At 58.9% G+C, this 23645-nt stretch carries 20 protein-coding genes and 4 tRNA genes; 6 read left to right on the top strand and 18 right to left on the bottom strand.

Going from position 1 to position 23645, the window contains the following annotated elements; all coding sequences use genetic code 11:
- Window positions 1-214 precede the first annotated feature (214 nt).
- Genes hemC through hemY form a run of 4 tightly spaced genes read left to right on the top strand, consistent with a single transcriptional unit; the run spans window position 215 to window position 4252 of the window.
- Entirely contained in the window at window positions 215-1156 is a 942-nt protein-coding gene (gene hemC, locus ACR6A7_RS18150) for a hydroxymethylbilane synthase (RefSeq protein WP_434126582.1), read from the top strand.
- The gene (gene hemD / locus ACR6A7_RS18155; RefSeq protein WP_434126584.1) at window positions 1153-1893 is read left to right on the top strand and encodes a uroporphyrinogen-III synthase; all 741 of its coding nucleotides are present in this window, start codon (window positions 1153-1155) and stop codon (window positions 1891-1893) included. Before hemC ends, hemD begins: the two co-directional genes overlap by 4 nt.
- 24 nt (window positions 1894-1917) lie before the next feature.
- Window positions 1918-3051, top strand: a complete 1134-nt coding sequence (hemX, locus tag ACR6A7_RS18160) for a uroporphyrinogen-III C-methyltransferase (RefSeq protein ID WP_434126585.1) — start codon at window positions 1918-1920, stop codon at window positions 3049-3051.
- A 4-nt stretch (window positions 3052-3055) separates the two neighbouring features.
- Window positions 3056-4252: a protoheme IX biogenesis protein HemY gene (hemY, locus tag ACR6A7_RS18165; protein WP_434126587.1), complete on the top strand. Its 1197-nt coding sequence runs from the start codon at window positions 3056-3058 to the stop codon at window positions 4250-4252.
- 796 nt (window positions 4253-5048) lie between these two features.
- On the opposite strand, the gene ACR6A7_RS18170 is transcribed toward hemY, so the two are convergent.
- From ACR6A7_RS18170 to trxA, 18 genes are all read right to left on the bottom strand, one after another.
- A tRNA-Pro gene (locus ACR6A7_RS18170) sits at window positions 5049-5125 on the bottom strand.
- A 25-nt stretch (window positions 5126-5150) separates the two neighbouring features.
- Window positions 5151-5237, bottom strand: a tRNA-Leu gene (locus tag ACR6A7_RS18175).
- A gap of 16 nt (window positions 5238-5253) precedes the next feature.
- Window positions 5254-5329: transfer RNA gene (locus tag ACR6A7_RS18180), tRNA-His, on the bottom strand.
- Between the two features lie 94 nt (window positions 5330-5423).
- Window positions 5424-5500, bottom strand: a tRNA-Arg gene (locus ACR6A7_RS18185).
- A gap of 159 nt (window positions 5501-5659) precedes the next feature.
- Complete coding sequence (gene wecG, locus ACR6A7_RS18190) at window positions 5660-6400, bottom strand: lipopolysaccharide N-acetylmannosaminouronosyltransferase (RefSeq protein WP_434126589.1); 741 nt, start codon at window positions 6398-6400, stop codon at window positions 5660-5662.
- Window positions 6401-6434: 34 nt separating this feature from the next.
- Window positions 6435-7778, bottom strand: coding sequence for an ECA oligosaccharide polymerase (gene wzyE / locus ACR6A7_RS18195; RefSeq protein ID WP_434126591.1), 1344 nt, complete (start codon window positions 7776-7778; stop codon window positions 6435-6437).
- Window positions 7775-8842: a TDP-N-acetylfucosamine:lipid II N-acetylfucosaminyltransferase gene (gene wecF / locus ACR6A7_RS18200; RefSeq protein ID WP_434126593.1), complete on the bottom strand. Its 1068-nt coding sequence runs from the start codon at window positions 8840-8842 to the stop codon at window positions 7775-7777. The genes wzyE and wecF overlap by 4 nt, the downstream gene beginning before the upstream one ends.
- Entirely contained in the window at window positions 8839-10089 is a 1251-nt protein-coding gene (gene wzxE / locus ACR6A7_RS18205) for a lipid III flippase WzxE (protein ID WP_434126594.1), read from the bottom strand. Before wzxE ends, wecF begins: the two co-directional genes overlap by 4 nt.
- Window positions 10089-11219 carry a dTDP-4-amino-4,6-dideoxygalactose transaminase gene (rffA, locus tag ACR6A7_RS18210; RefSeq protein ID WP_434126596.1) on the bottom strand — a complete coding sequence of 377 codons (1131 nt, stop codon included), beginning with the start codon at window positions 11217-11219 and terminating at the stop codon, window positions 10089-10091. The genes wzxE and rffA overlap by 1 nt, the downstream gene beginning before the upstream one ends.
- Window positions 11206-11913: a dTDP-4-amino-4,6-dideoxy-D-galactose acyltransferase gene (rffC, locus tag ACR6A7_RS18215; RefSeq protein ID WP_434126598.1), complete on the bottom strand. Its 708-nt coding sequence runs from the start codon at window positions 11911-11913 to the stop codon at window positions 11206-11208. Before rffC ends, rffA begins: the two co-directional genes overlap by 14 nt.
- Window positions 11891-12772 (bottom strand): glucose-1-phosphate thymidylyltransferase RfbA, encoded by an 882-nt coding sequence (gene rfbA / locus ACR6A7_RS18220; RefSeq protein ID WP_434126599.1) that lies wholly within the window; start codon window positions 12770-12772, stop codon window positions 11891-11893. The genes rffC and rfbA overlap by 23 nt, the downstream gene beginning before the upstream one ends.
- A 22-nt stretch (window positions 12773-12794) precedes the next feature.
- Complete coding sequence (rfbB, locus tag ACR6A7_RS18225) at window positions 12795-13874, bottom strand: dTDP-glucose 4,6-dehydratase (protein ID WP_434126601.1); 1080 nt, start codon at window positions 13872-13874, stop codon at window positions 12795-12797.
- A complete protein-coding gene (gene wecC, locus ACR6A7_RS18230) occupies window positions 13871-15130 on the bottom strand; it encodes a UDP-N-acetyl-D-mannosamine dehydrogenase (protein WP_434126603.1) in 1260 nt (419 codons plus the stop codon). Before wecC ends, rfbB begins: the two co-directional genes overlap by 4 nt.
- Window positions 15127-16257: a non-hydrolyzing UDP-N-acetylglucosamine 2-epimerase gene (gene wecB, locus ACR6A7_RS18235; protein WP_434126605.1), complete on the bottom strand. Its 1131-nt coding sequence runs from the start codon at window positions 16255-16257 to the stop codon at window positions 15127-15129. Before wecB ends, wecC begins: the two co-directional genes overlap by 4 nt.
- Window positions 16254-17306: an ECA polysaccharide chain length modulation protein gene (gene wzzE, locus ACR6A7_RS18240; RefSeq protein ID WP_434126645.1), complete on the bottom strand. Its 1053-nt coding sequence runs from the start codon at window positions 17304-17306 to the stop codon at window positions 16254-16256. Before wzzE ends, wecB begins: the two co-directional genes overlap by 4 nt.
- 16 nt (window positions 17307-17322) lie before the next feature.
- Window positions 17323-18408 (bottom strand): UDP-N-acetylglucosamine--undecaprenyl-phosphate N-acetylglucosaminephosphotransferase, encoded by a 1086-nt coding sequence (gene wecA, locus ACR6A7_RS18245; RefSeq protein ID WP_434126607.1) that lies wholly within the window; start codon window positions 18406-18408, stop codon window positions 17323-17325.
- Between the two features lie 280 nt (window positions 18409-18688).
- The gene (rho, locus tag ACR6A7_RS18250; RefSeq protein WP_033754542.1) at window positions 18689-19948 is read right to left on the bottom strand and encodes a transcription termination factor Rho; all 1260 of its coding nucleotides are present in this window, start codon (window positions 19946-19948) and stop codon (window positions 18689-18691) included.
- A gap of 344 nt (window positions 19949-20292) precedes the next feature.
- A complete protein-coding gene (trxA, locus tag ACR6A7_RS18255) occupies window positions 20293-20625 on the bottom strand; it encodes a thioredoxin TrxA (protein WP_033754540.1) in 333 nt (110 codons plus the stop codon).
- 117 nt (window positions 20626-20742) lie between these two features.
- Between trxA and rhlB the strand changes: the two genes are divergently transcribed.
- Both rhlB and gppA read left to right on the top strand, forming a co-directional pair.
- The gene (gene rhlB / locus ACR6A7_RS18260; RefSeq protein WP_434126609.1) at window positions 20743-22035 is read left to right on the top strand and encodes an ATP-dependent RNA helicase RhlB; all 1293 of its coding nucleotides are present in this window, start codon (window positions 20743-20745) and stop codon (window positions 22033-22035) included.
- 8 nt (window positions 22036-22043) lie between these two features.
- On the top strand, window positions 22044-23528 hold the full coding sequence (gene gppA / locus ACR6A7_RS18265; RefSeq protein WP_434126611.1) for a guanosine-5'-triphosphate,3'-diphosphate diphosphatase: 1485 nt from the start codon (window positions 22044-22046) through the stop codon (window positions 23526-23528).
- The last annotated feature ends 117 nt before the right edge of the window (window positions 23529-23645 follow it).

A 23645-nucleotide genomic window follows, 5' to 3' on the forward strand; every position in this document is an offset into this window, starting at 1 on the left:
CTAACACCTGGCAGATTGACCGTAAAGAAAGTTGCGCTACTTAACAGTTTAGCACGTTCCTGTTCGCTTCCTGCGCTTTCGGACATCGGTGCCCGCTCTGTCTCCTTTTTACCGACCAGTCTCACCGCCAGCCCGGTCAAATAATCCGTTGAAACTGTCAGCCATCAGCCGACAATGATAGGATATTCAGTGAACGATCAAAATGGTTAACAGCATGTTAGACAAAATTTTCAGAATTGCTACAAGACAAAGTCCTCTCGCACTCTGGCAGGCACATTATGTCCAGCAACGCCTGATGGCCGCGCATCCGGGCCTGCGTGTAGAGCTGGTGCCTATGGTTACCAAAGGCGACGTCATCCTCGACACGCCGCTGGCGAAAGTCGGCGGTAAAGGACTCTTTGTCAAAGAGCTTGAGCTGGCGATGCTGGAAGATCGCGCCGATCTCGCGGTCCATTCAATGAAAGATGTACCGGTCGCCTTCCCCGAAGGATTAGGGCTGGTCACGATTTGCGAGCGCGAAGATCCGCGCGACGCCTTTGTCTCAAACCACTACGACTCGCTTGACGCGCTGCCGCAGGGCGCGGTAGTTGGCACCTCCAGCCTGCGCCGTCAGAGCCAGATTAGCGAACGCCGTCCGGATCTGGTGATCCGCTCGCTGCGCGGCAACGTCGGCACGCGTCTGTCGAAACTCGATGCCGGCGAGTATGACGCTATTATTCTGGCGACCGCCGGGCTGAAGCGTCTGGAGCTGGAGTCGCGCATTCGTCAGCCGCTGCCGGCGGAAATCTCGCTGCCCGCCGTCGGCCAGGGTGCGGTTGGCATCGAATGCCGCCTCGACGACAGCGAACTGATTCATCTTCTCCAGGCGCTTAATCACGACGATACCGCCATCTGCGTTAAAGCCGAGCGCGCGATGAACACCCGGCTGGAAGGCGGCTGCCAGGTGCCAATCGGCAGCTTCGCGCTGCTGGAAGGCGACCAACTGTGGCTGCGTGGCCTGGTCGGCGCGCCGGACGGCAGCGTGATGGTGCGCGGCGAACGTCGCGGCCCGCGCGCCGAGGCGGAAGCGATGGGCATTTCTCTCGCCGAAGAGCTACTCGGCAAGGGCGCGCGCGACATTCTGCGTGAGGTCTACCAGGGGCAGCCGCCGGTATGACTATCCTGGTCACTCGCCCGGAACCTGCCGCCAGCGCGCTGGTGACTCGCCTGCGCGGCCTTGGCCGTCAGGCCTGGAGCCTGCCGCTGATTGAGTTTGCGCCGGGCAGCGACCTCGATCGTCTGCCGCAGCAGCTTGCCACACTACGCGCGGGCGACCTGGTTTTTCTGCTTTCTCAGCAGGTGATCCACTTCGCGCAGCCTGCGCTAGCCCGTCATCACACAGCGTGGCCTGCGGACGTAGACTATTATGCAATTGGTCGCAGCACCGCGCTGGCGTTTCATACCGCCAGCGGTCGCCACGTCGATTATCCGCACGCGCAGGAGACCAGTGAAGCGCTGATAAGCCTGGCGGCGCTTCAGCGCGTATCCGGTAAGAAAGCGCTGATTTTACGTGGAAATCCGGGACGGGAACTGCTGGCGGAAACGCTGACCGCTCGCGGGGCGGAAGTCTCATTTAGTCAGTGCTATCAGCGCTGCCAGAAGCGCTACGACGGCCCAGTTGAAGGTCGACGCTGGCGCAACCGCGGCATCACAACGCTGGTGGTCAGCAGCGGTGAAATGTTACAACAGCTGTTTTCTCTGTTCCCCGCGATCGATCGCGAGGAATGGTTATTGCGCTGTCGACTGGTTGTCGTCAGTGAACGTTTGGCTACGCTTGCCGGAGAACTGGGCTGGCAGGATATTCAGGTAGCTGATGGTGCCGATAACGACGCGCTGCTGCGCGCGTTACGCTGAACTTAATCATGGGATGTGCCACAGATGACGGAACAAAAAGCGACCTCCGCCACGGTTGAAGAGACTACGCCAGCGGCAGACACTTCGCCCTCTTCTCATCCGCAACCGCCGCGCGACAAAAAGAGCGGCGGCATGGTGCTGGGCGCGGTGGCAATTGTCATCGCCCTTGCGACCGGCGCGGGTTTATACCTTAACGGGAAACATCAGGCTGAACTTCAGGCGCAGGCGAATCAGAGCCTGAGCGACAAGCTGAACGCCTTGCAGCAGCAAGCGGGCAGCGACAAACAGCAGCTGACTCAGCAGCTCAGCAGCGCGCAAAGCGCCCTGAATGACGCGCGTACCCAGCAGGCCGCCACGGCGAAAGAGCTGGAAGCCCTGCGTGAAAAAGTCGCGACCATTTCCAGCAATGACGTAAATGCCTGGCTGGTATCGCAGGCTGACTACCTGGTGAAACTGGCGGGCCGCAAGCTCTGGAGCGATCAGAACGTCACCACGGCGGCAGCGCTGCTGAAAAGCGCCGACGCCAGCCTGGCGGATATGAACGATCCCAGCGTCACCAGCGTGCGTCGCGCGCTCACGCAGGATATCAGCACCCTTTCGTCCATCAATCAAATTGATTACGACGGCATTATTCTGAAGCTCAACCAGCTCTCTAACGGCGTCGATAACCTGCGTCTGGCGGATAACGACAGCGACGACGCGCCGATGGACAGTGACGGTGGCGAGCTGACCTCTTCGCTGCGCGAATGGCGTCAGAACCTGGTGAAAAGCTGGCATAACTTTATGGATGACTTCATTACCATCCGCCGCCGCGACAATACGGCGCAGCCGCTGCTGGCACCCAACCAGGACGTTTACCTGCGCGAGAACATCCGCTCGCGTCTGCTGATCGCCGCGCAGGCGGTGCCGCGTCATCAGGACGAAATTTATAAGCAGTCTATCGACACCGTGTCCAGCTGGGTGCGCGCCTGGTATGACACCAACGATCCTGCAACCAAAGCCTTCCTGGCGCAGCTGGATGAACTGAGCCAGCAGAGCATCAATATGAATCTGCCGGACAGCCTGGAAAGCCAGCCGCTTATCGATAAGCTGATGCAGACGCGCGTGCGCAACCTGATTGCGCAGCCTTCCGTTGCCGCTGACCAGCAAGGGGGCTAAGCGCATGCTTAAGGTATTTATCCTGTTTATCCTGCTGATCGCCGGTATTGTGGTCGGTCCGATGATTGCCGGCCATCAGGGCTACGTGCTGATTCAGACCGATAACTGGAATATCGAAACCAGCGTCACCGGTCTGGCGATCATTCTGATCGTTAGCCTGCTGATTATTCTCGGCGTCGAATGGCTGCTGCGTCGTCTGTTTCGCACCGGCGCCCGTACCCGCGGCTGGTTTACCGGCCGTAAACGCCGTCGCGCGCAGCGTCACACCCAGACTGCGCTGATGAAGCTGGCTGAAGGCGATCACCGCCAGGTAGAGAAGCTGCTGTCGAAAGATGCCGATCACGCTGACGTGCCGGTGGCCAACTATCTGCTGGCCGCCGAAGCGGCGCAGCAGCGCGGCGATGAGATCCGCGCCAACCAGCATCTGGAGCGCGCCGCCGAACTCTCCGACAACGACGTGATTCCGGTTGAGATCACCCGCACGCGCATTCTGCTGGCGCGCAATGAAGATCATGCCGCGCGTCACGGCATTGACCGCTTGCTGGAGGTTGCGCCGCGCCATCCGGAAGTGCTGCGCCTGGCGGAGCAGGCTTACGTGCGCACCGGCGCCTGGAGTTCGCTGATTGATATTCTGCCAGCAATGGAAAAATCGCAGGTAGGCGATGAAGAGCATCGCGCCCGTCTGCAGCAGCAGGCGTGGCTGGGCCTGATGAATCAGGCGATGGCCGATCAGGGCAGCGACGGCCTGAAGCGCTGGTGGTCAAACCTGAGCCGTAAAACGCGTCAGCAAACGGCGCTGCAGGTCGCGATGGCAGACCACCTGATTGAGTGCGACGATCATCAGACCGCGCAGGATATCGTGCTGGAAGGGCTGAAACGCCACTATGACGATCGTCTGGTGCTGCTGATGCCGCGCATCAAAAGCAGCAACCCGGAAGCGCTGGAGAAAGCGCTGCGCCAGCAGATCAAGCAGCATGGCGCGACGCCACTGCTGCACAGCACGCTGGGGCAGTTGCTGATGCGCCATGGCGAATGGCAGCAGGCCGTCGAAGCGTTCCAGCAGGCGCTGGCGCAGCGTTCCGATGCATTCGACTATGCGTGGCTGGCGGATGCTTACGACCGTATGCATCGTCCGGAAGAGGCAGCGAAAATGCGCCGTGAGGGCTTACTGCTGACGCTGAAAAACAACCCGAATGCTTAATGTTGTTGTTACTTGTTTACGCCGGGCTTGCCCGGCTTTTTTTTACCTGTTTTCAGGACAAAAAAATACCTGCCAGAGGCAGGTATAAGATCAGGTCGGTAAGACAACCCTGAGGTATCCGACTCAACGGTGTGTCTGTTAATCCTGTAAGGCGTGAGCGATACAGGCAGGCAGACAACGGATACCCAAAAGTGGCTCTGCGTCATTCCCAGGTTTATGCAGCATCAGCAGACATAAGAGGTGGAATGAGCATCTACGCGCTAAGTATTGCACAGAGCGTGCCAGGCTGCAGAAAATAGATTAAATTCTTTATTTTCATAAGGATAGATTATTACGCCATCCTCTGGCGCGCCGGTCTTGTCTGCCTTAGACGACAACCGGCCCGCTTGCTGTCTCTTTTTAGAGACGACGGAAGCTCCCCAGTAATAATTCACGTAAAATCAAGGGATTAATAGTCTCCAGATAGAGACAATCCGCTTTTGTGTCTATTCCACAAAAGCGATGATGTTTAAAAGTGGGTAACGCAAAGCGTCCCGCGACAAAACTAAAGAACGCCTCTCCAGCGCTGTCATTTAAACAGGCAGCTCTTCAGTTAAAACGCGGATGGCATGGATGGAAGAGCAAAGCGTCCCGCGACAAGGACGTCGCGGGCCGAGCGCGCAGGGATGCGTACAGCGACTTTGCGATCCGTCCATGTCATTCGCGTGAGCCCCCAAATCCACAGCGCCGGTTTTTATAACGGTGCTTATTTCCTGCAGACGAAAAAAAACCTGCTTTTTCAAGCAGGTTTATAAAATGGTCGGCGAGAGAGGATTCGAACCTCCGACCCACTGGTCCCAAACCAGTTGCGCTACCAAGCTGCGCTACTCGCCGATAATTTTTATTGTTTTGTTTTGCCTGGTGCGAAGAGAGGGACTTGAACCCTCACGTCCGTTAAGACACTAACACCTGAAGCTAGCGCGTCTACCAATTCCGCCACCTTCGCGTATCCCAGCAAAATCTGGGGTGGCTAATGGGACTCGAACCCACGACAACTGGAATCACAATCCAGGGCTCTACCAACTGAGCTATAGCCACCACAATTCGTTATGTTGCAAGCCACCGACCTGCACCATGTAACTCTTTACTAACGCGGTAATGTAACCACCGCAGCTCCTGCGCACAAACTAAATGGCGCGCCCGACAGGATTCGAACCTGAGACCTCTGCCTCCGGAGGGCAGCGCTCTATCCAGCTGAGCTACGGGCGCGTAGCGCCGTTGCGGATGGGCATACTACGGACTTGGGGTGATGCTGTCCAGTGCTTTTTTAATAAAAAAACGCGTTTGATTACGCTTTGTGCATTTCGTCGAGTAATGCAGCACTATGGCTGTTTATGCAGCGAAAAAAGGCCGCAGTAATCAGTAATATCAGAGATCGCCGCGCCAGTGATAGCGCAAATATTTAAGCAACTTTAGCTGGCGACGCAGCCGGCTGGGCTGTCGAATCAAACGATAGAGCCATTCCAGCCCCAGACGCTGCCAAATCTTCGGCGCGCGCTTCACGTGGCCGGTAAACACGTCGTAGGTGCCGCCTACGCCCATATAGAGCGCGTGCGGCCAGCGCGCGCGACAGTCGCGCATTAACAGCTCCTGGCGCGGCGAGCCCAGCGCAACGGTCACGATACGCGCCCCGCTGGCGGCGACGCGGGTAAAAAGCGCATCGCGGTCGGCAGGCGCGAAATAGCCGTCCTGCGCGCCGACGATATTCACATTCCACTGCCGACGCAGCTTATCGCAGGTTTCATCCAGCACCGTCTGACGTCCGCCGATTAAAAATACCGGCGTGCCCTGCCGTCCGGCGCGCTCCATTAACGCCTCCCATAAGTCGGCGCCCGCAATACGCTGCACCTCGGCCTGGGGATACTTTTTACGAATGGAGCGCACGATGCTAATGCCGTCGGGATATTTGAATTCCGCCTCCTGCAACAGCGCGCGCAGCGCCTCGTCGTGCTCCGCCGTCAGCATCTTCTCGGCATTGAGCGCCACTAGCGTTCCGCTGCGCGCCGTCTCGCCCGGCAGCAGAAAATCCACAAAGGCGGACATACTGTCGAAACCATACAGCGACACGCCGCGAATCTCATACTGCGGCGCTTCCGGTAACCTTGTCATGGTTGAGTTCTATCTTCCTGTTATGCCAGAGGCGTTAAGTGAGGCTGTGTACCGCCTGGCTGCCGCGACGTCGAATCAGCCCGGCGCGATCCAGCAGCCAGTAAAGCATCTTCGCCACGCCGAGGCAGGCCAGAAAAATCAACGCGAAAAAAACCACGCGCGAGCCGAACGCGTCCAGCCCTTCGCGCGCCAGCACAATCATATTAAACACCGCGCCAAAGCAGAAACTTTGCATAATCGCGCCGCTATAGCGATTGTCGGCGTCGCGCCCGCGCAAATAGAGCGTATCGAAACCTTTGATAATCAACCCGACCGCCACCGCGCCCGGCAGGATAAACCCGATGCCGCCCATCACCACCAGCGAACCCAGCAGCGTAGGCGAAATCGCCAGGCCGGAATGGTTATTCAGCACTTCCCAGGTAAAGTAGTTAGCGCTGTTAAGCACCATCGGCGGCCTGCCCGGCCACAGCCAGCCGGGAATATAGACATAAAAGTCGCGCCAGATGGGCGCCAGCCCCTGAAACTCAATCTTTGAGTAATTCTCCAGCAGCAGGGCCAGATTCTCCCACGGCGAAAAGGTGTCGCGCGTCAGATAGAGAAAAGTGTAAACCGCCTCTTCGCCGAACACGTTGAGGTTATAGCGCCGCAGCGCCAGCCAGAACATGCCGCCTATCGCCAGCACGCCCGCCGCCGCCAGCATCCACAAACTGATCCAGCCGCGCGTAATGCCGATAAACAGGAAGAGGGCGAACGCGATAATAATATTGGCGCGCGTGCCGCCCACCAGCGCGTAGGTCAGCAGGCCGAATGCGACCGTGACCACCAGAAACAGCAGCCAGTTGCGCTGCGTCGGCCGCAGAAAATAGAGGATCAGCATCGCCGGGATAAAGAAATAGAAAAAGCGCTTCAGCGCCACGCCAGAGACTTCGCTGGAGAAAATCTGGTTATAGGCGGTCAGACGGAACAGCAGAAAACCGTTGTGCAGGAAAAAGACCGTCACCGTGCCGATCGCGACCAGCGCCAGCAGCATGCAGGTCAGGTGCGTTTCGACGCGGTTCATCTGCAGCCACGGTCGGGCGCGCGGCACTGCCGCAGGACGCAGACGTACCTTATAGCTGACGTAATAAACGGCGTAGAACGCCGTCGCCGACAGCAGCGCTTGCAGCAGATACTCCGAGGGCACCACCTCAACGTCAAAGCGGAACGCCAGCACGCTGGTTAGCGGAAAACCGAAATAGAACGTCAGTAAAAACAGCAGCGTAAAAAAGAGGTGGAAATTAAAGCGCACGCGCCTGAACTCCCGCCAGGTCAGGGTCAAAATAAAACCCAGCGACAGCAGATAAACCACCAGCAGACCGCTGAACTGCATGAGGTTCATAAAGACTCCCTTTCACATTGGCGCAGCGCCTCGCACCAGCCCGCCACATAGCCTGGGGCGAAAAAGGCAATGGCCTGTTTATCGCAGCTCGCCAGCTGTCGGCGCGCTTCCGCGACGCTCGCGCGATCCAGCGCATCGCCGCTAAACAGCACCGGCAGCCCTTGCTCGCTGATATCGCGCCAGAACGGATTGCGCCGGTTCAGCACGAAAGGCACGTTGGCCTGAATCAGCAGGCAGAGCGTGCCGATGCCCTGCTGGCGTTCGAACATAAAATAGCCTAAATGGCAGCGGGCGAGCAGCGCTAAATAGTCATCAAAGGCGAGATTGCTGCGCAACAGCTCGACCTGCCCATCGGGGAACAGCGTCGCGGCGGCTTTCGCCACTTCGCTGATGTAGGCGTCATTGTCAGGCGGATAGCCCAGCGGCACCACGACGCGCGTCTCTTCACCAAACTGCGCGCGAATCGCTTTGAGGCCGTCGATATGGCGATTGCTGGCATCGCCGGAGTTGCCCAGCAGCACGGTAAAGCGCGCATCCGGCGCGCTTTGCGGCGCGACGGCAGGCATCTTCGTCGGAAAATAGAGCAGCCGGGACGGTACGCGCGGGTGGCGCTGCTGATAGTAGTGTAAATCGCCGCGGGTGGCGAACACCCCGGCGACGCGACCCTGCGCGATGCGCCGCAGCAGATAGAACAGACGGAACTTCAGGCTGCGCGACGCTTCGTAAAGATCGGCGCCCCAGACGTGCCAGTAGATCTGGCTGGGGCGGATCTTACCGCTCAGCAGCGCCAGCCAGATGCCAGGATTAAACTGCCCGTGGCAGAAAAAACGCTGCTCGCGCGTTTTCGCCCGCGCCGTCAGCGCCTGCGCCAGCGCCTTTTTCGACGCGAAGGTTTCAATGTCGAGATGGCGGAAAGCGGCGAGCGCGGCAGGCTGCTGCGTCACCACCATAAAACGGCGCGGCCGATCGGCAGGCAGCTCAACGCTCAACACCTCGTTGAAAAAGCGCAGCACCGTCTGATTGTGATGGGGGATGTCCGATCCCAGAACGTGGATTAACGTCATTTTCTTCGGTAATAAATCATAAAAGCGCCGCAGCAGAGCGCGAAATAAACGAGATAGGTCGCCATATAGGCCTGCGCCGCGCCGGTTACGCCCGACAGCGGAATAAGCCAGCGTGAAAAGAGCGTCAGCAGCGCGAACTGGCTCATTTCGGCCAGAATATAGAAGCGCAGCGACGCCTTAGCAATCACCAGATAACCGAAAACATAAGCGCCGACCTTGAACACGTCGCCGCACAGTTGCCAGACGAAGAGATCGCGCATGGCGTGAAACGCGGGTGAAAAGAGCAGCCAGATCGCGACGTCGCGCAGTAGCCAGACGCAAAAGCCGATCGCCGCCACGGCAGGTAAGACAAAGCGCAGCGCACGCACTATTTCACGCGCGATATCGCGCTTCTGCTCCAGCCGCGCCAGCGTCGGCAGCAGCCAGACGCTGAAGGTGGCGGTGATAAACTGCAGCCAGGCGTCGGAGATGCTGGTGACGCCCTGCCACAGGCCGACCTGCGCCCAGCCGTCCTGCTGCGCCAGCAGATTGCGCATCATTATCCACGCGACCGGCAGCGTCACCGAGGTAATCAGCGCCATCAGGGTGAATTTCGCCAGGCTGCGCGCCAGTGCTGGCTGCCACTGCGGCTTCAGCCACCCGAGCGGCGCTGGCACGCGCGTCTTCAGCAAAATGAAGGCCGGAACAGCCACCAGCGCAGGCACCAGCGCAAAGCCCGCCAGCGCGCCCGCATAGCCGCCTGTCCACCAGCAGAGCACATAGGCCGCGACGCCGATAAGGCTGCCGACGATTAGCGCCAGCGCGTTGCCGCGCGCGTCGCGATAGCCTTTCAGCAGCGCCAGCGCCAGGTTGGCCCAGGCGATGCCGAACTGCAGGAAAGCGACGATGCGCACCACATTCGCAAAGCGCGTATGGCCAAACAGCGCCTGGCTGATGGGCCCGGCCGCCAGCAGGAAAACCAGCGCCAGCAGCGTAGAAAAGCCCAGCACCATCGCCGATGCGGTGCCCAGCAGCGCGCGCAGCGGCTCCGGCTGATGCTGATACTTCGCAACGTAGGTGGTAACGCCATTAAAAATGCCTGCGCCCGCCAGCACGCCGAGCACGGTGATCAGCTGGCGAAAGTTGCCCGCCTGCCCTACCCCTTCCGGGCCAAAACTTACCGCCAGCAGCTTCACCACCAGCAGGCCAGCAGCGATTTTCACCAGCGTGGACGATGCCGTCCACACCGACGCTTTTGCCAGCGACATCAGGCGAAGAAGCTCAGCAGGGAACTGATAACCGTATTCTGGTTATTGTCCGTCAGGTTATAAAACAGCGGCAGGCGCAGCAGACGCTCACTCTCGGCGGTGGTGAAACGCTCTTCGCCGTGAAAGCGGCCAAACTGTTGGCCGGCGGGCGAGCTGTGCAGCGGGATATAGTGGAAAACCGTCAGGATCTCCGCCTCTTTCATCCAGCTAATCAGCGCCTGACGGTCGCTGCTGTCGCGCAGTTTGATATAGAACATATGCGCATTGTGCTCGCAGTCGGTGGGCAGCGATGGCAGCTGAATACGCCCTTGCGCCGCCAGCGGCTGCAGCGCGTCGTAATAGCGCTGCCACAGGCGCAAACGCTGCTGATTGATGCGGTCGGCCGCTTCAAGCTGCGCCCACAAATAGGCCGCCTGCAGATCCGCCATCAGATAGCTCGAGCCGATATCGCGCCAGGTGTACTTATCCACCTGGCCGCGGAAAAACTGGCTGCGGTTGGTGCCCTTCTCGCGGATGATTTCGGCACGCTCCACCAGCGCCGCATCGTTTATCAGGGTCGCGCCGCCTTCACCGCCCGCCGTGTAGTTCTTGGTTTCATGAAAGCTGAAGCAGCCGACATGGCCGATAGTGCCCAGCGCGCGCCCCTTGTAGCGCGACATCACGCCCTGCGCCGCATCCTCAATGACCCAGAGCTGATGTTTCGCCGCCAGCGCCATAATGGCGTCCATTTCGCAGGCCACGCCCGCATAGTGTACCGGCACGATGGCGCGCGTTTTCTCGGTGATCGCCGCTTCGATTTTGCTTTCGTCAATGTTAAGCGTATCCGGACGAATATCCACGAAGACGATCGTTGCGCCGCGCAGCACGAAGGCGTTGGCGGTGGAGACGAAGGTATAGCTTGGCATAATCACTTCATCACCCGGCTGCAGATCAATCAGCAGCGCTGCCATCTCCAGCGAAGCGGTGCACGACGGCGTCAGCAGCACTTTCTTGCTGCCGAAGCGCTGCTCCATCCACTGCTGACAGCGTCGGGTAAAGCCGCCGTCGCCGCACAGCTTGCCGCTGGCCATCGCCGACTGCATATATTCAAGTTCGCTGCCGACAACCGGCGGCGCGTTAAATGGGATCATGACCTTTCCTGTAGAACCAGTAAGCGGTGCTTTCCAGCCGGGCACCGCTGCGTAAATAGAGTCGCATCGCCGACAGGTTGCTGAGCTGCGTCGCGACGCGCAGACGGCCGAGCTGGCGGACGCGTCCCCAGTCGGCGCCTGCCAGCAGCAGCCGCTGCCCGACACCATTGCCCTGCGCATGCGGCAGTACGCCCAGCAGTCCAACGCGCACCTCGCCTTCCGTCTCGCGCAGCGAGATAAAGCCGAGCAGCGCGCCCGCCTCATCGCTGGCGATCAGACACTGATGATCAAAGGTGCCGCGCACCGCGTTTTCAATCCACTGGGCGTAAAAACGCGCGCTGGCGTCCGCCTCGAACCAGGGTGCCCGGAAGCGGCTCTGCACGAAGATCTGCGCAGCGGCGGCGCGCAGCGCGCTGATTTGCGACTCGCGGGCGATGCGGATGCCGCTCTGCCGTTCGGTGCGTTTAATGTTGATGGCCAGATCGGCTTCGCCTTCCGCCAGCTGAAACCCCTGCTGACAGAGAGCGTCTATCGCCTCAAGCCGGTCGGCGGGCACTTTAACCTGCCATAGATCGGCCGGATGGCGCAGCGCCTCGGCCAGCGGCAGGTCACCGTCCAGATCGAGCCGCGCCGTCGCACAGCCGAAAAAGGCGCTTTCCCACGCCAGCGGATTAATACTGACGCGGACGGGCATAGAGTAGATCCAGCAGATACTGGCCGTAGCCGGTTTTCGCCAGCGCCTCGCCAGCGGCGCGCAGCTGCTCGTCGCTCAGCCAGCCGTTGCGCCAGGCGATCTCCTCCAGACAGGCGACTTTGAAACCCTGTCGTTTTTCCACCGTCTGCACAAAGGTGCTGGCCTCGATCAGGCTGTCGTGCGTGCCGGTGTCGAGCCAGGCGAACCCGCGGCCTAGCAGCTCGACGGAGAGCTGGCCGCGCGCCAGATACATCTGATTGATGGCGGTAATTTCCAGCTCGCCGCGCGCGGAAGGTTTCACCTGCTTTGCAAATTCGACCACCTGATTATCGTAGAAATAGAGGCCCGTTACTGCCCAGCGCGATTTTGGCGCGCTGGGTTTCTCTTCGATAGAGAGCGCGTTAAAGGCATCGTCGAACTCCACGACGCCAAAACGTTCAGGATCCATCACCTGATAGCCAAATACCGTCGCGCCCTGATCGCGGGCGGCGACTTTTTTTAGCTTCGGGCTAAAGCCCTGACCGAAATAGAGATTATCACCCAATACCAGACAGCAGCGATCGCCGTCGATAAAGCGTTCGCCGATAATAAACGCCTGAGCCAGACCGTCCGGGCTTGGCTGCACCGCATAGCTGAGATGGATGCCGAATTCGCTGCCGTCGCCCAGCAGGCGCACAAAATGATCGCGATCCTCGGGCGTGGTGATGAGCAGAATATCGCGAATGCCCGCCAGCATCAGCACCGATAGCGGATAGTAGATCATCGGCTTGTCGTACACGGGCAGCAGCTGTTTAGAAATCGCCCGCGTAATGGGATGAAGACGCGTGCCTGAGCCGCCTGCCAGAATAATACCTTTCATCGCTTCCGCTCCTCTGACGCCGTCATGAACGCGACGCAGCCAGGCCTAGCCGCTCGCCGCGATAGCGGCCATCCAGAATAGCCTGCCACCATGCCTGATTTTCCAGATACCAGCGCACGGTTTTGCGCATGCCGCTGTCGAACGTTTCCTGTGGCGTCCAGCCCAGCTCGCGCGCAATTTTGCTGGCGTCGATAGCATAGCGCTGATCGTGGCCGGGACGATCCGCCACAAACGTAATCAAATCGCGGTAGTGCGCCAGGCCAGCGGCCTTACGCTCCGGCGCCATTTGCTCCAGCAAATCGCAGATGGTGTTGACCACCTCAATATTGCGCTGCTCATTATGCCCGCCGATATTGTAGGTTTCGCCGACCTTACCGCTGCTCACCACGCGATAGAGCGCGCGCGCATGATCCTCGACATAGAGCCAGTCGCGGATCTGCTCGCCATTGCCGTAAACCGGCAGCGGCTTGCCCGCCAGCGCATTGATGATGGTGAGCGGGATAAGCTTTTCCGGGAAATGGCAGGGGCCATAATTGTTCGAGCAATTGGTGACGATAACAGGCAGGCCGTAGGTACGCAGCCAGGCGCGCACCAGATGATCGCTGCTGGCCTTGGTCGCTGAATAAGGGCTGCTCGGCGCATAGGGCGTGGTTTCGGTAAAAAACGCCTGCGGATCCTGCAGATCGCCAAACACTTCGTCGGTGGAGATATGGTGGAAGATAAACGCTTCGCGCCGCGCTGCTTCAAGTTTGCTCCAGTAGCTGCGCGCCGCCTCCAGCAGTTGATAGGTGCCGACAATATTGGTTTCGACGAAGGCTATCGGGCCGTCGATAGAGCGGTCAACGTGGCTTTCGGCCGCCAGGTGCATAACGCAGTCGGGCTGATAGCGCGCAAAAACGGCGTCCAGCGCCGGGCGATCGCAAATATCCACCTGTTCGAAGGCGAAGCGCGCATCCTGCATCACGCTCGCCAGCGAGGCGAGATTGCCTGCATAGCTGAGCTTGTCGACCACAACGATGCGGTGATCCGTCTCTTCGATAAGAAAACGTACCAGCGCCGAGCCGATAAAACCTGCGCCGCCGGTGATTAAGAACTGTTTCACCGCCAGACTCCCCGCGTATCCACAATCCAGCTTTGCGTGACCTGCGACGCCTCAACGGCGCGGAAGTGATCGTGATCCACCAGCATCACCAGCACGTCGGCCTCTGCCAGCGCCTGCTCGCGTGAAACCAGCGTAGCCTTGTCGGCGAGCGCGGCGGGCAGCGCAGCGATATGCGGCTCTACCACCCAGCTCTGGCCGCGATGCCATTCGGCGATCATCTGCGCCACCTGCATCGCCGGGCTTTCGCGCAGATCGTCAATGTTGGGCTTAAACGCCAGCCCGAAGCAGGCGATGACAAGCTCATCGGCGCGCCTGCCGCTCTGGGTCAGACAGTCCGCCAGCGCCGCCTTGACCTGGTTCAGCACCCAGTGCGGCTTGCTGTCGTTTACTTCGCGCGCGGTGCGGATCAGCCGCGCCAGCGACGGATTTTGCGCCACGATAAACCAGGGATCGACCGCAATGCAGTGCCCGCCGACGCCAGGCCCCGGCTGTAAAATATTGACGCGCGGATGGCGGTTCGCCAGCGCAATCAGTTCCCAGACGTTAATCCCCTGATCGGCGCAAATCAGCGACAGCTCATTGGCGAAAGCGATATTAACGTCGCGGAAGCTGTTTTCCGTCAGCTTGCAGAGCTCTGCCGTGCGCGCGTTGGTCTCCACGCATTCGCCCTGCAGAAAAATCCGGTAGAGCGCGCTGGCCTGCGCCGAGCAGGCGGGCGTCATGCCGCCAATCACGCGGTCGTTGTGAATCAGCTCCTGCATGATTTTGCCCGGCAATACCCGCTCCGGACAGTAGGCAATAAAGATATCGGGCGTGCCGCCGTGCTGCGGGAAACGCAGATCCGGGCGCGTCACCGCCAGCCACTCCGCCATCTGCTCCGTGGTGCCGACCGGCGAGGTGGATTCCAGGATCACCAGGTCGCCCTTTTTCAATACCGGCGCGATCGATTCCGCCGCCGCCTTTACAAAGCGCAAATCGGGCTGATGATCCGCCATAAAGGGCGTTGGCACGGCGATCAGGAAGGCGTCGGCCGCTTCGGGCTGCGTGGTGGCGCGCAGAAAGCCCTGGGTCACGGCGTCGTGGACCACTTTGTCCAGCGCAGGCTCGACGATATGGATCGCCCCGCGATTGATGGTCTCTACCGCGTGGGCGTTGATATCGACCCCCACGACCTTTTTCTTTTGCGATGCGAAAACGGCTGCGGTCGGCAGCCCAATGTAGCCCAGTCCAATCACGGAAATGGTGTCAAAACTCATAGGTCAACTCGGATATCTTTTAAGGCTTGCAGAATGCGCTGACAGGCGTTGCCGTCGCCATAAGGGTTGTGCGCGCGGCTCATGGTTTGCCAGGCCGATTCGTCGGTCAACAGCAGGCCGACTTCGGCCACGATTTTCTCTACGTCGGTGCCAACCAGCTTCACGGTGCCAGCGTCGACCGCTTCAGGCCGTTCCGTCGCATCGCGCATCACCAGCACCGGTTTGCCCAGCGAAGGCGCTTCTTCCTGAATGCCGCCGGAGTCGGTGAGGATAAGCCAGGCCCGGTTCATCAGCCAGACGAAAGGCAGATACTCCTGCGGCTCGATCAGCACGATATTGTCGATGCCGCTGAGGATGCGGTTAACCGGCTCGCTGACGTTGGGGTTAAGGTGCACCGGATAGACGATTTGCGCGTCGGGGTGCTGACGGGCAATACGCGCCAGCGCGCTGCAGATACGCTCAAAGCCTTCGCCGAAGCTTTCGCGACGATGGCCGGTGACCAGTACCAGCTTCTTCTCGCTGTCGAGAAAGGGATAACAGCCGGCGAGCTGCGCGTTAAGGCCAGGATCGGCGATAACGCGATCGCGCACCCAGAGCAGCGCGTCGATCACCGTATTGCCAGTGACAAAGATGCGCGCGTCGGGCAAATTCTCCGCCAGCAGATTCTGGCGCGAGCGTTCGGTCGGGGTAAAGTGCAACCGGGCAAGATGGCCGGTCAGCTTGCGGTTGCCCTCTTCCGGCCATGGCGACGTCAAATCGCCGGTGCGCAGTCCCGCCTCGACGTGTCCGACCGGGATCTGCTGATAAAATGCCGCCAGGCTGGCGGCGAGCGTAGTGGTCGTGTCGCCATGCACCAGCACCACGTCGGGTTTGAAGTCGAGCAGCACGGTTTTCATGCCCTGCAAAATGCGGCAGGTAATCTCCGTTAATCCCTGCTCAGGACGCATTACGTTCAGGTCATAATCTGGCTGCAGCGCAAAGAGGCGCAGCACCTGGTCGAGCATTTCGCGGTGCTGCGCGGTAACGCACAGGCGAGCGTCAAACGCAGGGTCGTGCGCCAGCGCCTGCACCAGCGGCGCCATTTTTATCGCCTCTGGGCGAGTCCCGAATACTGTTAGCACTTTCACGCGGTTTCTCTCGCAGCTCTGACGGTGGAACGACGCGCCAGCGCCACGCCTGCGCCCGTCAATGCGCCCAACGCGCCCCACATAATCATCATAAAGAGGCGACGCGGGCTGTCGCGCGAAACCGGCTCTTCCGGGGTACGCAGATAGCGATAGGTCTGGAAGGTGCGGTTCAACGTCGGGCCGGCGCTCAGCGTGGTGAGCATCGCCCTGTTTTGATCATAGCTGATATCGTAACTCGGTCCGGTCGCCTGCAGGGTTTCCAGCTGCGCCTGCAGCTGCGGCTCGCCCAGCAGGAAGAGGTCGCTGTCGGCGATGGGTTCGCGCGCGTCGCGCGAGCGGTTTTCATGAATGCCCTGCTGGCTGGCGACCTTTAACGCCTGCTGCAGGCGATGCTGCTGGCGCTGGAAAACGGCGTTCGCTACATCTTCCTGACGCTTTACCTGCGCCTGCAGCTGCTCGCTGCGCGCCTGCCAGGCCCCCTTCAGCTCGCCGTTAAGGTGGCGCGCCGCGCGCTCGCTGGCGAAGGCGATATACTGACGCAGCAGGTTGTTGGCGTCCCCTGCGGTTTCCGCGATAAGCTTAACGCTGTCGCGCGTATTGCGCGCCGCGTCGGCGGGCAGAAACTGGATATTGGCGACCATATCGTCAAGCAGCGCGGCGTCGTTATGGGCGTTGCCTGAGCGGCGGCTCTTGTAATATTCCGTCTGCTGCCAGAAGTCGCGGCGCGTATCCCAGGCGCCCAGCTGCATAATAAATTCCTGATAGACCTCATCCATGATGGTCGGCGAAGGCGCCGCCAGACTGAGCGTATTGTTGCGCACGTCGAGGTTATTCAGAAACTGCTCCTGCGCGTAGTAATCGCCGAGCATATTCACCGTAGGACGATCGGTGATCGCCGTGGTGCTCCACGCCTGCTTCATCAGCAGTGAAGCCAGCCAGGCGACCAGCGCGAAAAGCAGCGCCAGCCCGATAATCCAGCGCTTGCCGCGCCATAACGCGCAGCCCAAGCCGCGAATATCCAGTTCGTTATCTGCAACCTCAGAGGTCATCACAAGGCAATCCTTATCAGGGTAATTTTTTCTTAGCGTCGCGGTGAGCGTTCAGACGACGCTTTATACGACGGATCAGGCGCGCCACGCGCCAGGCGTGTTTCAGGCAGTAGCCGTAAAACATAAACGCCATCATAAACAGCACCAGCATCACCCACTCGGGGATAAAGGCGAGGTACTCGCCAAGCACGCCGATGCCGGCGAGAATCGCGGCCGCCACGGTGATCAAGACAAATGCCTGGCGCGAGGTGAAGCCGGCGCGCATGATCAAATGGTGAATATGCTGCCGGTCGGCGGAAAAAGGACTCATGCCTTTGCGCAGGCGACGATACATAATCGCCACCATATCCATCAGCGGAATGGCGATAAGCCAGAGCGCGGTCACGGGCGTAATGGGATGACTCAATCCCTGCGTGGTTTCCAGCAGGATCCAGATAATAGTGAAGCCAATCATGGTGCTGCCGGCATCACCCATAAAAACTTTATAGCGGCGGCCGAGAAAACCAAGATTCAACAAGATATAAGGCAGGGTGGCGGCAATCATGGCGAAGCACCAGACGGCCAGACTGTACTGGCCATCGAAGCAGAGAATAATGCCCATTGCGGCAAAGGTGACCGATGAAAGGCCACCCAGCAGGCCGTCGATGCCGTCCACCATATTAAAGGCGTTAATTGCCGCCCAGACGGCGAACAGCGTCAGCACGTAGCCAAACGGCCCCACAACCAGCTCTACCGGACCAATAATAAAGCCGAGGCTGAGCAGATAGAGCTTGGCCCCTACCATCATCGCCACCGCTACTGCGGCCTGCACTACGGCGCGGATTTTTACGCTGATATCGAAACGATCGTCGAGTGCGCCGACCAGCACCAGCAGGCCAGCGCAAATAAGATAAAGCGTGGCGTGCGGCAGATAGAAGTGAGTAATGAGAAACATAAAGCAGATGCCGGCGTAAACGGAAATGCCGCCGACCAGTGGAATGGCACCGTGATGACGTTTACGGGAATTAGGCGTGTCAACCAGACCTATTTTTTTAGCCGCTTTGCGCGCAAAAAAGATAAAGACTAAAGAAAATAGAAAAGTAAGGCCCAGCTCAGTACTCATAGTGAGTAAATTCACGTTTAACGCTCTCAGCTAAAATCAGGGACAGGATAAACAAACTGCATGTTTTTGCCTTTCATCCCGAGTCCGAATTCTGCTTCCGACCACGCGCGCATGGTTATTTTTTGCGCACTGCCGCCGCAGTCATTATAAATGCTCCTGCCAGCGGTAATCCTAATGCGCACAAATAAAAAACGCCACGTTAAGACGTGGCGTCAGGGCGATTTCCTGCGCATTTAGGCTAAAAAAGTCGGTATAGCCCTCTCGATTAGCCCGCGCGGGATTACGAGCGCTTCATCATATCGAAGAATTCGTCGTTGGTTTTGGTCATCGCCAGCTTGTTGATAAGGAATTCCATCGCGTCGATTTCGCCCATCGGGTGAATAATCTTGCGCAGGATCCACATCTTCTGCAGCTCTTCCTGAGAAGTGAGCAGCTCTTCTTTACGCGTACCGGAGCGGTTGTAGTCAATCGCCGGGAAGACACGTTTTTCAGCGATTTTACGTGCGAGGTGCAGCTCCATGTTACCGGTGCCTTTAAACTCTTCGTAAATCACTTCATCCATCTTCGAGCCGGTATCAACCAGCGCGGTCGCGATGATGGTCAGGCTGCCGCCCTCCTCCACGTTACGCGCGGCGCCAAAGAAGCGCTTCGGACGATGCAGGGCGTTGGCGTCAACACCACCGGTCAGCACTTTACCTGATGCCGGCACCACGGTGTTATAGGCGCGCGCCAGACGGGTGATGGAGTCGAGCAGAATGATCACGTCTTTCTTGTGTTCAACCAAACGCTTCGCCTTCTCGATCACCATTTCAGCCACCTGAACGTGGCGTGAAGCCGGTTCGTCGAAGGTAGAGGCGATAACTTCGCCTTTGACCAGACGCTGCATCTCGGTCACTTCTTCCGGGCGTTCGTCGATCAGCAGCACCATCAGCACGCAGTCTGGATGGTTGTAGGCGATGCTCTGCGCAATATTCTGCAGCAGCATGGTTTTACCCGCTTTCGGCGGCGCAACGATCAGACCACGCTGGCCACGGCCGATCGGCGAAGCCAGATCCAGCACGCGTGCGGTAAGGTCTTCCGTTGAACCATTGCCGCGCTCCATGCGCAGACGGCTGTTGGCGTGCAGGGGCGTCAGGTTTTCGAACAGAATCTTATTACGCGCGTTTTCAGGCTTATCGTAGTTAACCTCGTTAACCTTCAGCAGCGCAAAGTAGCGCTCGCCCTCTTTCGGCGGACGGATTTTGCCGGAGATGGTGTCACCAGTGCGAAGGTTGAAACGGCGAATTTGGCTGGGAGAAACGTAGATGTCGTCGGGGCCGGCGAGGTAAGAGCTGTCTGCGGAGCGGAGGAAACCGAATCCGTCCTGCAATATCTCCAGCACACCATCACCGAAGATGTCCTCGCCGCTTTTCGCGTGCTGTTTGAGGATGGCGAAAATAATATCCTGTTTGCGCATGCGCGCCAGGTTTTCCAGCCCCATATTTTCGCCGAGGGTTATCAGCTCAGAAACCGGCGTGTTCTTTAATTCGGTAAGATTCATAGTGATGGGTTCTTAAACTCGGGGTAATTCTCGAAATGTTGGTCGTGAATGGTATGGCTTAATATTCCATGCCTGTTAATGGCGCTTTCAACTCTTCTCGACGATCATCGTCAGGGATGGCGACTGGAAGCGAGAGAGACGGTTGAAATGCAATGCCAAAGTTGGTGCTAACCGTCAGAATTGCTAAACCGCTGTATACGGAACGTGCTTCAGGGTTTAACAAAGGAAATCTTTAAGATGCAAACTACAAGGTAAGTGCGTAATGCAGTGAAAGTAACTTAGCACGCTAAAATGCGAACGTCCAGCAGTGGAAGAAAATTCGCCACCGCCGAACGTTCTCGTCCTTATGCCAGGTTGGCGTTCAGGAACTCTTTCAGCTGGCTTTTAGACAGCGCGCCGACTTTGGTCGCGGCGACTTCACCGTTTTTGAACAGCAGCAGCGTCGGGATGCCGCGGATGCCGTACTTCGGCGCGGTGCCCGGGTTATCGTCAATGTTCAGCTTGGCGATGGTGAGCTTACCGTCGTACTCTTCGGCAACTTCATCGAGAATCGGGGCGATCATTTTGCAAGGACCACACCATTCAGCCCAGAAATCTACCAGTGTGACACCTTCTGCTTTCAGCACGTCTGCATCGAAACTGTCATCGGTGAGGTGAACGATTTTATCGCTGCTCATGTATTACTCCACAAGATTATGCCTGGCGAATTGGCGTAAAGTTTACCAACGAAGGTTGACTTTATTTCATCGGATACGCTTTCGTAAAGCGATAGTAAGCTGATATTCTACCACACTATGAGCAAAACACACTTAACAGAACAGAAGTTTTCCGACTTCGCCCTGCACCCTCTGGTCGTGGAAGCCCTTGAAAAGAAAGGCTTTCATAACTGCACGCCTATTCAGGCGTTAGCTCTGCCCTTTACGCTCTCAGGACGTGATGTCGCAGGCCAGGCGCAAACCGGTACCGGCAAAACGATGGCGTTTCTGACGTCAACGTTTCATCATCTTCTCACTCACCCTGCCCAGGAAGGCCGTCAGATCAATCAGCCGCGCGCGTTGATTATGGCGCCGACGCGCGAACTGGCGGTGCAGATCCATGCCGACGCCGAACCGCTGGCGCAGGCCACCGGGCTGAAGCTGGGTTTGGCTTACGGCGGCGACGGTTACGACAAGCAGCTGAAAGTGCTGGCCGACGGCGTTGACATCCTGGTTGGCACCACCGGCCGTCTGATCGATTACGCGAAGCAGAACCACATTAACCTTGGCGCGATTCAGGTACTGGTGCTGGACGAAGCCGACCGCATGTTCGATCTCGGCTTTATTAAAGATATTCGCTGGCTGTTCCGCCGCATGCCGCCTGCGCCGCAGCGCCTGAGCATGCTGTTCTCCGCCACGCTCTCCTGGCGCGTGCGCGAACTGGCTTTCGAACACATGAACAACGCTGAGTACGTTGAGGTCGAGCCAGAGCAGAAAACGGGTCACCGTATTAAAGAAGAGCTTTTCTATCCGTCGAACGAAGAAAAAATGCGCCTGCTGCAGACGCTGCTGGAAGAAGAGTGGCCGGATCGCGCTATCGTCTTCGCCAACACCAAGCATCGCTGCGAAGATATCTGGGGCCATCTGGCGGCGGACGGCCATCGCGTCGGCCTGCTGACCGGCGACGTGCCGCAGAAGAAACGCCTGCGCATTCTGGACGACTTCACCAAAGGCGACGTTGATATTCTGGTGGCAACCGACGTTGCGGCACGCGGCCTGCATATTCCTGCGGTCACGCACGTCTTTAACTACGACCTGCCTGACGATCGCGAAGATTATGTTCACCGCATCGGCCGTACCGGCCGCGCCGGTGCCAGCGGACACTCTATCAGCCTGGCCTGTGAAGAGTACGCGCTGAATCTGCCAGCGATTGAAGAGTACATCGGCCACAGCATTCCGGTGAGCAAGTACAACAGCGACGCGCTGATGGATAACCTGCCGCCGCCGAAGCGCCTGGCACGCGCTCGCACGGGCAATGGTCCGCGCCGCAGCGGCAATAACGCGAATCGTCGTGGAGCGCCGCGTAATAACAACCGTAAACGTTCAGGTTAATCCACACTATGCTAAGCGCATCGTCACTTTATGCTGCGATTGATCTGGGATCCAACAGCTTTCATATGCTGGTGGTGCGCGAAGTTTCTGGAAGCATTCAGACCGTTGCGCGCATTAAGCGCAAGGTGCGTCTGGCTGCTGGCCTGGACAAAAATAACCATCTTTCCGTCGAGGCGATGACGCGCGGCTGGGAGTGTCTGAAGCTCTTCTCCGAACAGCTGCAGGATATTCCTTCCGAGCAGATCCGCGTGGTTGCAACCGCCACGCTGCGCCTGGCGGCCAACGCCAGCGAATTCCTGTTTACCGCACAGCAACTCCTGGGCTGTACGATTAACGTGATCAGCGGCGAAGAGGAAGCGCGCCTGATTTATCAGGGCGTCGCACACACCACCGGCGGCTCGGACAAGCGGCTGGTGGTCGATATCGGCGGCGGCAGCACCGAGCTGGCCACCGGCGACGGCTCGCATGCCTCCCTGCTGTATAGCCTGCCTATGGGCTGCGTAACCTGGCTTGAACGCTTCTTTAGCGACCGTCATCTGGCGAAAGAAAATTTCGACGCTGCCGAGCAGGCCGCTATCGACATGATCCGTCCTATCGCCTCGCCGCTGCGCGCTCACGGCTGGAAAGCCTGTGTCGGCGCCTCCGGCACCGTACAGGCGCTGCAGGAGATTATGGTGGCGCAGGGCATGGATGAGCGCATCACCCTGAGTAAGCTGCAGCAGCTCAAACAGCGCGCCATTCAGTGCGGCAAGCTGGAAGAGCTGGAGATTGAAGGCTTAACGCTGGAGCGCGCGCTGGTTTTCCCCAGCGGTCTTTCCATTCTGATTGCGGTATTCCAGGAGCTCGGCATTGAGAGCATGACGCTGGCGGGCGGCGCACTGCGCGAGGGGCTGGTTTACGGCATGCTGCATCTGCCGGTCGATCGCGATATCCGCAGCCGCACGCTGCAGAACGTCCAGCGTCGTTTCTCTATCGATGTGGAACAGGCGGCGCGAGTGCGTCAGCTGGCCGACGTCTTTTTCCGCCAGGTGAGCGCGGTATGGAAACTGGATCAGCGCTGCCGCGAGCTGCTGCTCAGCGCCAGCGCGATACATGAAATTGGCCTTAGTGTCGATTTCCGCCAGGCACCGCAGCATGCCGCCTATCTGGTGCGCCATCTCGATCTCCCCGGCTTTACGCCCGCACAGAAAAAACTGCTGGCCTGCCTGCTGCAGAACCAGAGCGGCAGCATCGACTTAGCGCTGTTGACCCAGCAAAACGCCCTTCCGCCGCGTCTTGCCGAACGTCTGTGCCGCCTGCTGCGGCTGGCGATCATCTTTTCCAGCCGTCGTCGCGACGATACGCTGCCTGCGGTGCGCTTACAGGCCGACGACGATACGCTGCATCTCACGCTGCCAGCAGGCTGGCTGGAAGCGCATCCGCTGCGCGCCGAGCTGCTGGAGCAGGAGAGCCATTACCAGTCCTATGTGCACTGGCTGCTGACTATCGCCTGACAGCAAACGGACGTTAACGCCTTCTCTCCATCTCTGCTTTCGAGTCGCTACGCAATCTTTGCGCGTATCTCTCGTAGGGCAGCGATTGCGTTTACCGCAGGCAACCAGCCCGTTAGC

The organism is Pantoea phyllosphaerae, from assembly GCF_051025595.1.
In the GTDB taxonomy this organism is placed as follows: Bacteria; Pseudomonadota; Gammaproteobacteria; order Enterobacterales; family Enterobacteriaceae; genus Pantoea.